Annotated in this window: 12 protein-coding genes; 9 read left to right on the top strand and 3 right to left on the bottom strand. The window is 59.4% G+C overall.

The window, feature by feature from the left end:
* Window positions 1-15 precede the first annotated feature (15 nt).
* The 8 genes from hisI to HU767_RS17670 all read left to right on the top strand — a co-directional run bounded on the left by hisI (window position 16) and on the right by HU767_RS17670 (window position 5851).
* Window positions 16-414: a phosphoribosyl-AMP cyclohydrolase gene (hisI, locus tag HU767_RS17705; RefSeq protein WP_003196931.1), complete on the top strand. Its 399-nt coding sequence runs from the start codon at window positions 16-18 to the stop codon at window positions 412-414.
* Complete coding sequence (locus HU767_RS17700; protein ID WP_186706101.1) at window positions 407-739, top strand: phosphoribosyl-ATP diphosphatase; 333 nt, start codon at window positions 407-409, stop codon at window positions 737-739. Before hisI ends, HU767_RS17700 begins: the two co-directional genes overlap by 8 nt.
* 24 nt (window positions 740-763) lie before the next feature.
* Window positions 764-1051, top strand: a complete 288-nt coding sequence (locus tag HU767_RS17695) for a twin-arginine translocase TatA/TatE family subunit (RefSeq protein WP_186706102.1) — start codon at window positions 764-766, stop codon at window positions 1049-1051.
* 10 nt (window positions 1052-1061) lie between these two features.
* Complete coding sequence (gene tatB / locus HU767_RS17690) at window positions 1062-1481, top strand: Sec-independent protein translocase protein TatB (protein ID WP_186706103.1); 420 nt, start codon at window positions 1062-1064, stop codon at window positions 1479-1481.
* Window positions 1478-2275, top strand: coding sequence for a twin-arginine translocase subunit TatC (gene tatC / locus HU767_RS17685; RefSeq protein ID WP_186706104.1), 798 nt, complete (start codon window positions 1478-1480; stop codon window positions 2273-2275). The genes tatB and tatC overlap by 4 nt, the downstream gene beginning before the upstream one ends.
* On the top strand, window positions 2272-2979 hold the full coding sequence (locus HU767_RS17680; protein ID WP_186706105.1) for a 16S rRNA (uracil(1498)-N(3))-methyltransferase: 708 nt from the start codon (window positions 2272-2274) through the stop codon (window positions 2977-2979). Before tatC ends, HU767_RS17680 begins: the two co-directional genes overlap by 4 nt.
* Window positions 2980-3184: 205 nt before the next feature.
* On the top strand, window positions 3185-5101 hold the full coding sequence (locus HU767_RS17675) for a methyl-accepting chemotaxis protein (RefSeq protein ID WP_186730110.1): 1917 nt from the start codon (window positions 3185-3187) through the stop codon (window positions 5099-5101).
* Between the two features lie 408 nt (window positions 5102-5509).
* On the top strand, window positions 5510-5851 hold the full coding sequence (locus HU767_RS17670; protein ID WP_186730109.1) for a DUF6124 family protein: 342 nt from the start codon (window positions 5510-5512) through the stop codon (window positions 5849-5851).
* A 94-nt stretch (window positions 5852-5945) separates the two neighbouring features.
* Here the strand turns inward: HU767_RS17670 and HU767_RS17665 are convergent, their stop codons facing one another.
* Window positions 5946-7094 carry a hypothetical protein gene (locus tag HU767_RS17665; RefSeq protein ID WP_186706108.1) on the bottom strand — a complete coding sequence of 383 codons (1149 nt, stop codon included), beginning with the start codon at window positions 7092-7094 and terminating at the stop codon, window positions 5946-5948.
* A 433-nt stretch (window positions 7095-7527) separates the two neighbouring features.
* Here HU767_RS17665 and HU767_RS17660 point away from each other — a divergent pair, with 433 nt between their 5' ends.
* A complete protein-coding gene (locus HU767_RS17660; protein WP_186730108.1) occupies window positions 7528-8451 on the top strand; it encodes a hypothetical protein in 924 nt (307 codons plus the stop codon).
* A gap of 94 nt (window positions 8452-8545) precedes the next feature.
* Here the strand turns inward: HU767_RS17660 and mdoH are convergent, their stop codons facing one another.
* Window positions 8546-11116 (bottom strand): glucans biosynthesis glucosyltransferase MdoH, encoded by a 2571-nt coding sequence (gene mdoH, locus HU767_RS17655; protein ID WP_186706110.1) that lies wholly within the window; start codon window positions 11114-11116, stop codon window positions 8546-8548.
* Complete coding sequence (locus HU767_RS17650; protein ID WP_189656173.1) at window positions 11109-12848, bottom strand: glucan biosynthesis protein G; 1740 nt, start codon at window positions 12846-12848, stop codon at window positions 11109-11111. Before HU767_RS17650 ends, mdoH begins: the two co-directional genes overlap by 8 nt.
* Window positions 12849-13006 lie beyond the last annotated feature (158 nt).

Genomic DNA, 13006 nt, shown 5'->3' with positions numbered 1-13006 from the left:
CCGTCAGGACCAACGATGAAAAACTGGCAGGACGAGATCAAGTGGGACGCTGACGGCCTGGTGCCGGCCATCGCCCAGGACCACAAGACCGGGCGCGTATTGATGATGGCCTGGATGAACCGCGAAGCACTGGCCCTGACCGCTGCCGAGAACCGCGCCATCTATTGGTCACGTTCCCGTGGCAAGCTGTGGCGCAAGGGTGAAGAGTCCGGCCACGTGCAGCACCTGCATGAGATGCGCCTGGACTGCGACGGCGACGTCATCATCCTGATGGTCGAGCAGGTCGGCGAGATTGCCTGCCACACCGGCCGTCAAAGCTGCTTTTATCGCGTCTTCGAGAACGGCGATTGGAAAACCGTCGACCCGGTGCTCAAGGACCCGCATGCCATTTATTCAGGACATACCCATGAGTGACACCCTGACCCGCCTGGCCCAGGTGCTGGAAGAGCGCAAGGGCGCCGCCGCCGACAGTTCCTATGTCGCCAGCCTGTACCACAAGGGCTTGAACAAGATTCTGGAGAAAGTCGGCGAAGAGTCGATCGAGACCATCCTCGCCGCCAAGGACGCCGCTGTCAGCGGCGATTGCAGCGACGTGATCTACGAGACCGCCGACCTGTGGTTCCACAGCCTGGTCATGCTGGCCCAACTGGGGCAGCATCCGCAGGCCGTACTGGATGAACTGGACCGTCGTTTCGGTCTGTCCGGGCACGTCGAGAAAGCCTCGCGCCCGTCCGCCTGATCAATTTTTGAGAGGAGTAGCCACATGGGTATCTTTGACTGGAAACACTGGGTCGTCATCCTGGTCGTCGTGGTGCTGGTGTTCGGTACCAAGAAACTGAAAAACCTCGGCACCGATGTCGGCGAGTCGATCAAGGGCTTTCGCAAAGCCATGAACGATGATGAAAAACCGGCCGATCCGACGACCACCCAAGCCCAGCCCGGACAACCGGCCCAACCGGTACACCCGCAGGCCACTCAGCCTGTGAATGCACCGAATACCATCGATGTGCAGGCCCAGAAAGTCGAAGAGCCCATCCGCAAAGACTCGTGAGCACTGACTAATGTTTGGGATCAGCTTCACTGAACTGCTGCTCGTCGGTCTCGTCGCCCTGTTGGTATTGGGCCCCGAGCGCCTGCCGGGTGCTGCGCGCACTGCCGGTCTGTGGATCGGGCGCCTGAAGCGCAGCTTCAATGCGATCAAACAGGAAGTTGAACGTGAAATCGGTGCCGACGATATCCGTCGGCAACTGCACAACGAACATATTCTGTCCCTGGAGCAGGAAGCGCGGAAAATCTTCACGCCGACCCAACAGGAACCGACGCCGGTCCAGCCCGTGGTCGAGCCGACGATGGCTTCCCAGACGCCAGAAAGCGGCGTGCCGGTGGCAGAACCGGCGCCAGCGACACCGACGGTAGCGGACACAGCCTCCACCGCTGCGCCTGCGCCTAACGACCCTACTTTGCCGCCGCGAGCCCCATGAGCGATATCCCTGAAAACGACCAGCCGATGCCGCTGGTATCGCACCTCACCGAGTTGCGCACCCGCCTGCTGCGTTGCGTCGCGGCGGTTTTCATCATCTTCGCCGGGCTGTTTTCCTTCACCCAGCAGATCTACACCTTCGTCTCCACGCCGCTGCGCCAGTACTTGCCGGTAGGGGCGACGATGATCGCCACCGATGTGTCGTCGCCGTTCCTGACGCCACTGAAGCTGACGATGATGGTCTCCCTGTTCCTGGCGATCCCGGTGATCCTGCACCAGATCTGGGGCTTCATCGCACCGGGCCTGTACAAGCATGAAAAACGCATCGCCGTGCCGCTACTGGTGTCCAGCATCCTGCTCTTCTACACCGGCATGGCCTTCGCCTATTACCTGGTGTTCCCGCTGATCTTCAAGTTCTTCGCCGCCGCCACCCCGGCGGGCGTTGAGATGATGACGGACATCAGCAGCTACCTGGATTTCGTCATGACGCTGTTCTTCGCCTTCGGTGTGGCGTTCGAAATCCCGGTGGCGGTGGTGCTGCTGGTGTGGATCGGCGTGGTCGACGTCGCCTACCTGAAGAAGATCCGCCCCTACGTGATCATCGGCTGCTTCGTGGTCGGCATGATCCTGACCCCGCCGGATATCTTCTCCCAGACCCTGTTGGCCGTGCCGATGTGGCTACTGTTCGAGATCGGCATCCTGTTCGGTGGCCTGGTGCGCAAACGTCGGCAGGAAGACCCCGAGGACCAACCGGTCGATGACCACAACGATCAGCCGCCAGCGACCCAAGCGTGAACCTGCTGCTGCTCGAAGAGGCCGATTTCATCGGGCCTGACCGCGTCATCCTGAGCGATCGGCGGTTGACCCACATGCAGGAAGTCCACCGCAGCGCGGTCGGCGACAACCTGCGTGTCGGGCGCATTGGCGGGTTGATGGGCACAGCCCAGGTGCTGCGCCTGGAAGCTCGGGAAGCCGAACTGCAAGTGATCCTCGACCAGGCGCCACCGGCCAAGTTGCCGCTGACCCTGGTGCTCGCCCTGCCGCGTCCGAAAATGCTCCGGCGAGTGTTCCAGACCGTCGCCACCATGGGCGTGCCGCGGGTGGTGCTGGTCAACAGCTATCGCGTGGAAAAGAGCTTTTGGCAGACGCCGTTCCTGGAGCCCGAGGCGATTCGTGAGCAATTGATCCTGGGCCTGGAGCAGGCTCGGGACAGCGTGCTGCCTGAAATCGTCATTGAAAAGCGCTTCAAGCCCTTCGTTGAAGACCGCCTGCCGGCCCTTGTGGACGGGACCCTCGGGCTGGTCGGCCACCCAGGCAACCACCCGCCCTGCCCCCGGGCCCTGACGGAACCCGTCACCCTGGCAATTGGCCCCGAAGGCGGCTGGATCCCCTACGAGATCGAGCTGCTGGGCAAGGCTGGCTTGCAACCGGTGCAGCTGGGAGAGCGGATCCTGCGGGTCGAGACTGCCGTTACGGCCCTACTAGCCCGGTTGTTCTAACGGCCCGACTGTTTCCCTGTGGCGAGGGAGCTTGCGCCCGCTCGGCTGCGAAGCAGTCGCAAATCCTGAAGCTGAGGTGGCCGCTCCGCGACCAAGCGGGCGCAAGCTCCCTCGCCACGAAATATCGACAAACGCCTACAGATCCCACCCAAGCCGCCGATACAGTCCCCATAAAACCAAATCAGCGCTCCAAGGGAGTATCAGCATGTTCGGGTGGCTTGCCCAGGGTCTGGGAAATGTAAGCGTTAACCGCAAACTCGGCGCAGGCTTCGGCCTGGTGCTGCTCCTCACCTTGATGATTGCGTTCACCGGCTGGTCCGGCCTGGGCAATGTCATCAGCCGGGGCGACAAGCTGGGGTTCATTGCCAGTCTCAATGACTTGAGCAAGGACTTGAACCTGGCCAGCATCGACTACAACACCACGCGGGGCGAGAAAGGGCCACAACAGGTCAACGACCTGCTTGGCAAACTCGAAGCCGGCCTGAAAACCGCTCGCGAGTTGATCGAACAGCCAGCCGATGTTGCATTGATCGACCAGCAACTGGCCGCCGTCGCCGAATACAAAAGCGCCTTCGCCCAAATGACCAGCGCCACCGTCAGCCGCGAAGATGCCCGCAGCAAGCTGGGCGCCAGCGCCGATAACACCGTGGCCCGCGTCGCCGAAGTGGAAAAAGCGCTGCTGCAAGGTGGCGACATCACCCAGTTCAACAGCATCGTGACCTTGAGCAAGGCCATCCAACAGGCGCGCTATCAGGTTCGCGGCTACACCTACAGCGGTAAAAGCGAGGCCCAACAACCGGCCATCGATGCAATCACCGATGTCTTGAAACTCTTGGCACGCTTGCCGGCGCAGTTGCCCGAAGAGCACGCCGACAAGCTCCAACAGGCCAGCGACTCGATGAACATCTATCGAGCGGCAGTCAGCCAGTTCCGCGATTCCCAACTTGATAACGGCGCCGCATTGCAGAGCATGAGTCAGCAGGGCCAGGTACTGATCGATTCCAGCCAGAAGCTCACCGTGTCCCAGACCGCCGTGCGCGACCACGACACCGCCCAGGCCAAGAGCGTCCTGATCGCAGCCGCCGCACTGGCGCTGCTGTTTGGCGTGATCGCCGCCCTGCTCATTACCCGACAGATCGTCGGCCCGCTGGATCAGACCCTGAAGGTGGCAGAGCGCGTCGCCGCTGGCGACCTGACCCACAACCTTACCTCCGACCGCCGCGACGAACTCGGCCAACTGCAACGTGCCATGCAAAGCATGACCGTCGGCCTACGGCAATTGATCGGTGGCATTGGTGAAGGGGTTACCCAGATCGCCAGCGCCGCTGAACAACTCTCAAGCGTGACCGAACAGACCAGCGCCGGGGTCAACAGCCAAAAAGTGGAAACCGATCAGGTCGCCACCGCCATGCACGAAATGACCGCCACGGTGCAGGAAGTGGCGCGCAACGCCGAGGAAGCTTCCGAAGCCGCCGTCGCCGCCGACCAGCAGGCGCGTGAAGGCGAAAAAGTGGTCGGCGAAGCCATCGCCCAAATCGAACGCCTGGCCCTCGAAGTAGGTAACTCCACCGCGGCGATGGGCGACCTGAAGCGTGAAAGCGACAAGATCGGCAGCGTGCTCGACGTGATTAAATCCGTGGCCCAGCAAACCAACCTGCTGGCCCTCAACGCCGCCATCGAAGCGGCCCGTGCCGGGGAAGCCGGGCGTGGTTTTGCGGTGGTGGCCGATGAGGTTCGCAGCCTGGCGCAGCGCACCCAGAAGTCCACCGAAGAAATCGAAGAGCTGATCGTCGGCCTGCAATCGGGCACCCAGCAGGTCGCGACCATCATGGACAACAGCCGCAACCTGACCGACAACAGCGTCGAACTGACCCGCCGCGCGGGGGGCTCGTTGGAGAACATCACCCGTACGGTTTCGGCGATCCAGTCGATGAACCAGCAGATCGCAGCGGCGGCCGAGCAGCAGAGTGCGGTGGCTGAGGAGATTAATCGTAGTGTGCTGAATGTGCGTGATGTGTCGGAGCAGACGGCGGCGTCCAGTGAGGAGACGGCTGCCTCCAGTGCTGAGCTGGCGCGGTTGGGGGTTCATTTGCAGACGTTGGTGGGGCGGTTTCGGGTTTGACCTGGTGTGGTGTTAGGGTTGTGTGAATATCCGTTACCTAAATAACGGATATACACACAAAAATCCCCCACTCCCACAGTCCGTCATCCCAAGGCTACGGAGCCTTGCGCCATTGCCTACAACTACGCCAGAATCCGCCGGCTTGTACGCCTTGGGCCCGGGCTTTAACGTTTGCGGGTCGCTGTCAGTTCAGCGATCGGGTTTAGCAGCCTGGACAATCCTAGACGTACGCTCTCCACATGCGTGAGCAGGCTTCAGCGCCTGCGCATCTATGTCATGGCGGTTGTGCGTGGGAGACCTTCGGGTCTGCCGGGTTCTAGGGTCCCGGTCTGCTAACCCGCGTACAGTCGCCACCCATTATCGTTTAGCAGCGATGTCTGGCGGCTCCATTACCCTAGGAGCGTCAACATGTACAAAGCCACACCCAATCCCCCAGAGCCAGAAACCGACCCCAAGAAACTCCAGAAAGCCTCTGATCGCGCGCTCGATTACTACCTGAACCCCAAACAGGCCAAATCCGAGAGCAAATCCTCGCCAGGCCAGCTTTTCACCGTCGTCGACGGCATCGACACCGAAAGCCTGCTGGCCAACCTCAGCGAAAACCTGGCCTCAGCCGATGCCATGGTCAGCGACCTTGCGTTTGACCTGAAAGGCTCTCGACGCCACGTTGCCTTCGGCATTCAGCAACTGATCGAACTAAGCAGGTTATTGGCAAACCAGATGTTGGATAGCATCAACCCGCAGCACTGACCGACATCGCCACAATAAGTAGCCCCGCACTCTTCCAGAAGCGGGGCTATTTTGATTTATCTGGGAGACGCAACCAGAACAATTGGCGAGTGCATCAACGTACCGTCAAGTCCATTCGGTACCCTGCTCCCGGAGCGCCCTCGTGCAACGCCGACTGAATCCTTTCATACAAAGCATTGGCCTCCGCAGTCGTGATTGACCGAGAACAATCACGCAGTACGACGCGCAGTAGAACATTCTCCTGATCGGCCAGAAGGCCGAGCCGCTCAATAGCCTGGGGGGGCAATTCAGACGAGACCCAACGTCCTTTGATCTGCATTTCCTCGATCCAGCCAGAACAGTCCCCGGCCGCCTGCAGCATCCTCTCAGTCAGCACCTCCTCACTCAATCCAGGAGACACCGCCACCGAAATATCCCGAGAAATCGAAGGCAATCGCGAAACGGCGTTCCATGGCCGCAGATCCAGCATTTGGGCCTGCACCCGCTCGTTAGAGTCACGCAACAAACGGATATCTGGAATGCCCTTGCGTAGCATCGTCAGCCGATCCAGGCCCATTCCCAACGCCAGTCCACCATGGCGCCGAGGATCAATTTCCAATCGCCGCAGCAATGAAGTGGCGATGAGGCCACATTCGAGTACTTCAACATTGGCACCGTCGTTCAATACATTCACTTCGATTCCGCCCTCGGTGTAGTGATGCGGGCTGTCGCTGTAGACCCAAGGCTTCTCAGGTACCGCAGCGCCGAGAATATCGCCGACCAGACGCAACAGATGGTCGCGATCCGAAAGTTCCGGATCGCCCAGAACCCAAATATCCATTTGATGCGGTTCGGCGCAATGCCATCTATCCCGACTGTCGCGGCGAAAGGTAATGCCCGGAGCGGCGAGCAGGATCATCTCCCCCGTCTTGCGCTCTTGAGCAGCCCGTTGAAGGGCGGCGGGAATCTGGCTAGTGGTTTGTGTGCGCAATAGCGAATGCTCGCTCACCCAGCGAGTGTGTTCGCTGCCCAAGGTGATCTCTGCCGGGTCATAGCCTAGTAGCCCATAGTTTTCTTCAGCGGACACGATACGCGGGCCAGTCTGAATACATGCCCGAGGCCAGCCGCTACGGACCAATCCCTCGACAATCTCATTAACCATCAGCCGAACCGCGTGGACGGGTGTATGTGTTTCCGTCAAGTCTGTTACGGTCAATGCCTGCTGGAGAGCTGCATCAGACAAATATTTTTTTGTACCTGCCATTTCCGACCCCCTTAATTCCAAATCTCAAACGAACAGTAATAAAACCTATCAACACTAGACCACCCAAACAACGTCAGACTGCCATTTCCTTAAATTTCAGAAATCCGCTACAGACACTTCCTACACAAATAACTTCTTCACAGCCAGCAAATCAAAAACAGCACAATTCATTCTAAAAACACTCAGGCAAACCTATTCCAAATTCCAGAAAGACTTGAATTAATAGAGCCTCCCTTGTTCGACAAAGGGATTCCCAACAAAAAAGGAGGGTGAATATGGAACAGAAAATAGATACATCAGAGAAACTGAGTCGCTTGACCTCGGGGCCGGAAAACTTTGGATGGGCTCCATTGGCTTGGGCCTACACGGAGGACTGACTTCCGCTAACCAGCGGGCGGCATGTACATGCCGTCCGCCTATTCAGGAGCAACCCATGTCATCCATGCCCCGTATCCACACACTTTTTGGAGAGGAAGAATTCTGGGTCGTTGCAGACTCACAGGAATTCCTTGATGAATGCAGTCATCAAGGATTAAACACAGCACACATCCACGAGCTTAGTGCTCTTCCTCGACATAGCATAATTTTCTCGTTCAGCAACAACGCGGCCAAGCTCACGTTGGAGATAGCCAAGGCCACCCCAGTCAAGAAGAGCGTTTTCTGCGCAGCACAGGTTTTCGACCCGTCTTTCAGTAGCGCGAACTACAGTTTGCACTTACTTCTCAACAGCGATTTCAGAAGAGCATTAGAAAGACAGCGCTTCTTTTTAAACATGCTTAACTCCTATGACTCTTTTCTCCTCTCAGGCGAAGACACCTCTGGAAAAGTCACACTCAACCGCCAAGCAGAACCCTATGCGTTGATAGAGGAAGACATCTCAGAGAGTTTCATACACTCAGCGGCCGAGTTTTTCGAAGTCCACTATGCCCACATGAATACCCATGAACGCTGTCCGTTTTGCTTGAACGGCAAACTTAAGATTTCTGGGATCTTAACGGTATTAAGAAAAGCCAACCCACAACTACCTGAGGACATTCGAGCCAGGCTTAAGCTGTTATCAGAGTCGATAGCCAAGGCGGGAGGATGGCTGACAGTCGTGGAAAACAAAGTCACGTCTTTACAAGTCGACAACGAGGAACATATCGAAACATTGAAATCGGCTGCCGGGGTTCGAGGGCTCGGCTTGACCGAATTCGCCATCGGCGTCAACGAAGAAATAACAGCCTTCATAGATTACAAGGTGAACTCTCAAATGAATGAGGGTATCAGCGGTGTCCATTTAGCTATCGGAGATGGCTCCAGCGGCTTTCACATTGATTTCCTCAGTCCAGACGTCAATGTCACGCCGGTTGTTTAATAACGCTAGTCGCTCGAACTTCGGAAGTCCTTGGTACAAATCCTTAGGCCAACAAAAAGCCCCGCTTCTTTCCAGAAGCGAGGCTTTTTGTGTATCAGGCCACTTGAGGCTGTACGCTCACCGGCTGTAGCGGCAGCAACGGTGCATGGGGATCGGCCTTCACCGACTCACGCCACGCCGCCAGCCACTCGGGATGCGCCTCGCTCCAGACCTGCTCATGCAAGCGGGACAAGGCCACCGGGTCGCTCAGCAAGGCCAGCCGCTCAGCGTTATTGAGACCGGCAGGGCCGACCTTCAAAGCGTGGCGAACGCGTTCGACCCGCAGCCATTCAATCGGCTCGGCCTGGCCGTGACGCGAGGTGGCCAGCGCATACGCCAAGGCGTTCTGTTGTGGATCGACCACCGCCCGAATGAAACCGTCGTTCAGCGCGTGCCAACGGTTCTCATGGGTGTACTGGTCCGTCGACAGCAGCTCCTGGGGCGGTGCGTATTCCTCGGGAATCAGGAACAAGCTCTCATCACGGGATTTCAAGCCCAGGCCCACGCGACTGGAGATCACCGACACCGGGATCGACAGGATCAGCGACCCAACGATCGGCACCAGCCACCAGAGGAAGCTTGGGTTCAGCCAGATCACCAGCAAGGCCCAGAAGAAGCCCAGCAAGGTTTGCGGACCGTGACGCTTGACCGCTTCGCTCCATGGCGTTGAGTCGTCGTCACGTTTCGGCGAGTTCCAGGTCGCGGCCCAGCCCAGGAACGCGGCGAGCACGAAACGGGTGTGGAAGATCATCCGCACCGGCGCCAGCAGCATGGAGAACAGCATCTCCAGCAGCATCGACATGGTCACCTTGAACTTGCCACCGAATTCCTTCGCGCCCTTGGCCCAGATCAGCACGATGCTCAGCAGCTTGGGCAGGAACAGCAACACGATGGTGGTCGAGAACAGGGCGATGGCCTTTTCCGGATGCCATTGCGGCCACAGCGGATACAGCTGGCGTGGCTCAAGGAAGTACTGCGGCTCCATCAGCGTGTTCACCGCCAGCAGCGCGGTGGACAGCACCAGGAAGAAGAACCACAGCGGCGCCGACAGATAAGACATCACGCCGGTCAGGAACACCGCACGGTGCACCGGGTGCATGCCCTTGACCAGGAACAGCCGGAAGTTCATCAGGTTGCCGTGGCACCAGCGACGGTCACGCTTGAGTTCGTCCAGCAGGTTCGGTGGCAGCTCTTCGTAGCTGCCCGGCAGGTCATAGGCAATCCACACGCCCCAGCCGGCACGGCGCATCAGCGCGGCTTCGACAAAGTCGTGGGACAGGATCGCGCCCGAGAACGCGCCTTTACCCGGCAACGGCGCCAAGGCGCAGTGATCGATGAACGGCTTCATCCGGATGATCGCGTTGTGACCCCAGTAATGGGATTCACCCAACTGCCAGAAGTGCAGACCGGCGGTGAACAGCGGACCGTACACTCGCGTGGCGAATTGCTGCATGCGCGCATACAGCGTGTCCATGCCCGAAGCCCGCGGCGCGGTCTGGATGATGCCGGCGTCCGGCGTGGCTTCCATCAGGCGCACCAGGCTGGTCAGGCATTCGCCGCTCATCACCGAGTCCGCATCGAGCACGACCATATACTTGTAGTCGCTGCCCCAACGACGGCAGAAGTCGTCGAGGTTGCCGCTCTTGCGTTTCACGCGACGGCGACGACGACGGTAGAAGATCTTGCCGAAGCCCCCGGCTTCACGGCAGACGTCCAGCCAGGCTTGCTGTTCGGCCACGCAGATATCGGTCTCGTTACTGTCGCTGAGCACGAAGAAATCGAAGCGATCCAGGTCACCGGTGGCGGCCACCGACTCGAAGGTGGCGCGCAAACCGGCGAATACCCGCGGCACGTCTTCGTTGCAGATCGGCATCACCAGCGCGGTGCGGGCATCCTTGGGAATCGGCTCGTTGCCGGCGCTGGCGCCGGAGATGCGGTATTTGTCGTGGCCGGTGAGCAATTCGAGAAAGCCCATCAACGCTGTCCAGAAACCCGCCGACACCCAGCAGAACAGGATCCCGAACAGAATCAGGATGCTGGTCTGCAACGCATACGGCAGCACTTGCGTGGCCGTCTGCAACAGCGGTTGGTGCAGGACTTCTTCCAGGTCGACGAACGACCAGCCCTGGTACGGCATGATGCCCTTCATGTACCAACCGGCGACGATGGTCTGGCCGAGCATCAGGATCAACAGAATGTAGCGGCGGATCGAACCCACGGTACGCCAGCGTGCATGGGGCAGCACGCGCTCATCCTTGGGCGGCTTCGGCGGGTTGGTGCGACCGGTCAGGCGCCGCCAGGCGCGCACCAGGATATTGGTGCGCCACGGCTCCGGCACGACCTTGGTCCGACGGATCGGCGGCGTCGCTTTCAGGCACACCCGGCCACTGGCGTCGAGCCCCAGCATTTCCGCTTCTTCAAGCTCTTCGGCGGTGCTCAGGGTCAGCCGGCGGCCCACCGAGGCTTGCACAGCCTCGGTGGGCGCGTCGAACGTCGGCGACGACAGGCGTTCGTGCAATTCGCTGAAGGACTTGCAGCCCGCCAGTTCGGCGCGCTGCTCGTCGGTCATGGGCAAGTGGGCCAGGTACTCACTGAGCGTCTCTGGCTGTACTGGAGTATTACTCATCGGCTGGCAACTGATAGCTCCAGGTCTCGGTCAGGACTTGCTCAGTCGGTTCCGGTTCCTGCTGGGTTGGGGTCGGTTCGACCGCGGCGGTGTCCGCCTGGACAGCCTTGGCTTCGTCTTGCGCTTTTTCTTTCGCGAGCTCTTTTTCAGTCTGCTGGCGGGCGATCTTGTCAGCCTTGGCCAGGGTCGTGGTCGCGGAATGCGAGGCGGCCGGGGCTTCGACAGGCGTCAGCGGACGAACCAGTGCCGCACGCATCTCGGTGGCCTGTTTCGGGTCCTTGATCTTCAGTCGCAGCGTCAGGCGCCAGCCCTTGGTTTCAGGGTTGTAGCGCACGCTGTTCTCGACGATCTCGCCGTTATCGCCAACGCTCACCTGGCTACGCACTTCGGCGTCTTCAGGCAACGCTTGCAGGGACGGCCCTTCGAAGTCCACCAGGTAGGCCACGCTGCCGTCCGGCTGACGGATCAGGTTGGACTGCTTCACATCACCGGTGGAGCGCAGGGTCTGCTTGACCCAGGCACTGTCTGGCGAGTGCAGGTTGGCTTCGTCGAGGGTCCAGTGCAGACGGTAGGCGAAGTCCAGTGGCTGGCCTGGCTCAGGCAGTTTTTCCGGGCTCCAGAACGCAACGATGTTGTCGTTGGTTTCGTCGGCGGTCGGGATCTCGACCAGATCGACGGTGCCCTTGCCCCAATCGCCTTTCGGTTCGATCCAGGCGCTTGGGCGTTTTTCGTAACGGTCATCCAGGTCTTCATAGTGGCTGAAGTCACGACCCCGTTGCAGCAGGCCGAAACCACGCGGGTTTTCTACCGAGAAGTTGCTCACGGCCAAGTGTTTCGGGTTGTTCAGCGGACGCCAGATCCACTCGCCGTTGCCGGCATGGATGGACAGGCCGCTGGAATCGTGGAGTTCACGACGGTAGTTGAGCACCTTGGACGGCTGGTTGGCGCCGAACAGGAACATGCTGGTCAACGGGGCGATGCCCAGTTTGTTGACGCGATCGCGCAGGAACACCCGGGATTTCACGTCGACAACGGTGTCGGTGCCCGGACGCACGGTCAGGCGATAAGCGCCAGTGGCCCGTGGCGAATCCAGCAGGGCGAAGATCACCAGGTGCTTGTCGGTTGGTTTCGGACGCTGGATCCAGAACTCGCGAAAGCGTGGGAACTCTTCACCGGATGGCAACGCGGTGTCGATGGCCATGCCACGCGCGGACAAGCCGTAGACCTGGCCCTTGCCGATGACGCGGAAATAACTCGCGCCCAGCATGGTCATGATTTCGTCTTGCTTGTCGGCCTTGTTGATCGGGTACAACACGCGGAAACCGGCGTAGCCCAACTGTTCGGTGGCCTTGGGATCGAACTTCACGTCGCCGAAATCGAACCGTGTCGGGTCGTACTTGATCTCGTCGACGGTGGTCGCGGTGATTTCGTTGATTTTCACCGGCGTGTCGAAATGCATGCCCTGGTGATAGAAAGACAGCCGGAACGGGGTCTTCTGGTCGGCCCATTCCGCTTTTTCGGTGCGGAAACGGATTTTCTGATAATCGGCGAACTTCATTTCGCGGAATTCGTTCGGCAAATTGCTGCGCGGGGCTTCGAATTTCTGCCCGGCCAGTTCTTGTGCCTTCGCCGATACATCATCCAGGCTGAATGCCCACAGTTGGCCCGCGCCGAACAGGCACAGCAGGGCCGAGCCCGCTACCAAGGCGCTTCTAAACCGTTTGGCAGTCATTTTTGGTGCATTACAGGGACTAACAATCACGAGCAACCCTCGCCGAAAACTGATCAAAAAACCAACGGCCAGATAAAGTATCTACACGGTAACGGCGCTGAAAAACCGTTCCTGCGGACCACTCTTGCCAAGTTGGCGAGCATTGTTCCGACTCCGAC

The organism is Pseudomonas sp. SWRI179, assembly GCF_014268705.1.
In the GTDB taxonomy this organism is placed as follows: domain Bacteria; phylum Pseudomonadota; class Gammaproteobacteria; order Pseudomonadales; family Pseudomonadaceae; genus Aquipseudomonas; species Aquipseudomonas zanjanensis.
The sequence above is the reverse complement of the archived record's forward strand: the minus strand, read 5'-3'. Positions and strand labels throughout refer to the sequence as shown.

Coding starts and splice junctions, on each gene's coding strand:
- hisI (WP_003196931.1), top strand. CDS start 16: ATGAAAAACTGGCAGGACGAGATCAAGTGGGACGCTGACGGCCTGGTG.
- HU767_RS17700 (WP_186706101.1), top strand. CDS start 407: ATGAGTGACACCCTGACCCGCCTGGCCCAGGTGCTGGAAGAGCGCAAG.
- mdoH (WP_186706110.1), bottom strand. CDS start 11,116: ATGAGTAATACTCCAGTACAGCCAGAGACGCTCAGTGAGTACCTGGCC.
- HU767_RS17650 (WP_189656173.1), bottom strand. CDS start 12,848: ATGACTGCCAAACGGTTTAGAAGCGCCTTGGTAGCGGGCTCGGCCCTG.
- HU767_RS17665 (WP_186706108.1), bottom strand. CDS start 7,094: ATGGCAGGTACAAAAAAATATTTGTCTGATGCAGCTCTCCAGCAGGCA.
- HU767_RS17670 (WP_186730109.1), top strand. CDS start 5,510: ATGTACAAAGCCACACCCAATCCCCCAGAGCCAGAAACCGACCCCAAG.
- HU767_RS17660 (WP_186730108.1), top strand. CDS start 7,528: ATGTCATCCATGCCCCGTATCCACACACTTTTTGGAGAGGAAGAATTC.
- tatC (WP_186706104.1), top strand. CDS start 1,478: ATGAGCGATATCCCTGAAAACGACCAGCCGATGCCGCTGGTATCGCAC.
- HU767_RS17675 (WP_186730110.1), top strand. CDS start 3,185: ATGTTCGGGTGGCTTGCCCAGGGTCTGGGAAATGTAAGCGTTAACCGC.
- HU767_RS17695 (WP_186706102.1), top strand. CDS start 764: ATGGGTATCTTTGACTGGAAACACTGGGTCGTCATCCTGGTCGTCGTG.
- tatB (WP_186706103.1), top strand. CDS start 1,062: ATGTTTGGGATCAGCTTCACTGAACTGCTGCTCGTCGGTCTCGTCGCC.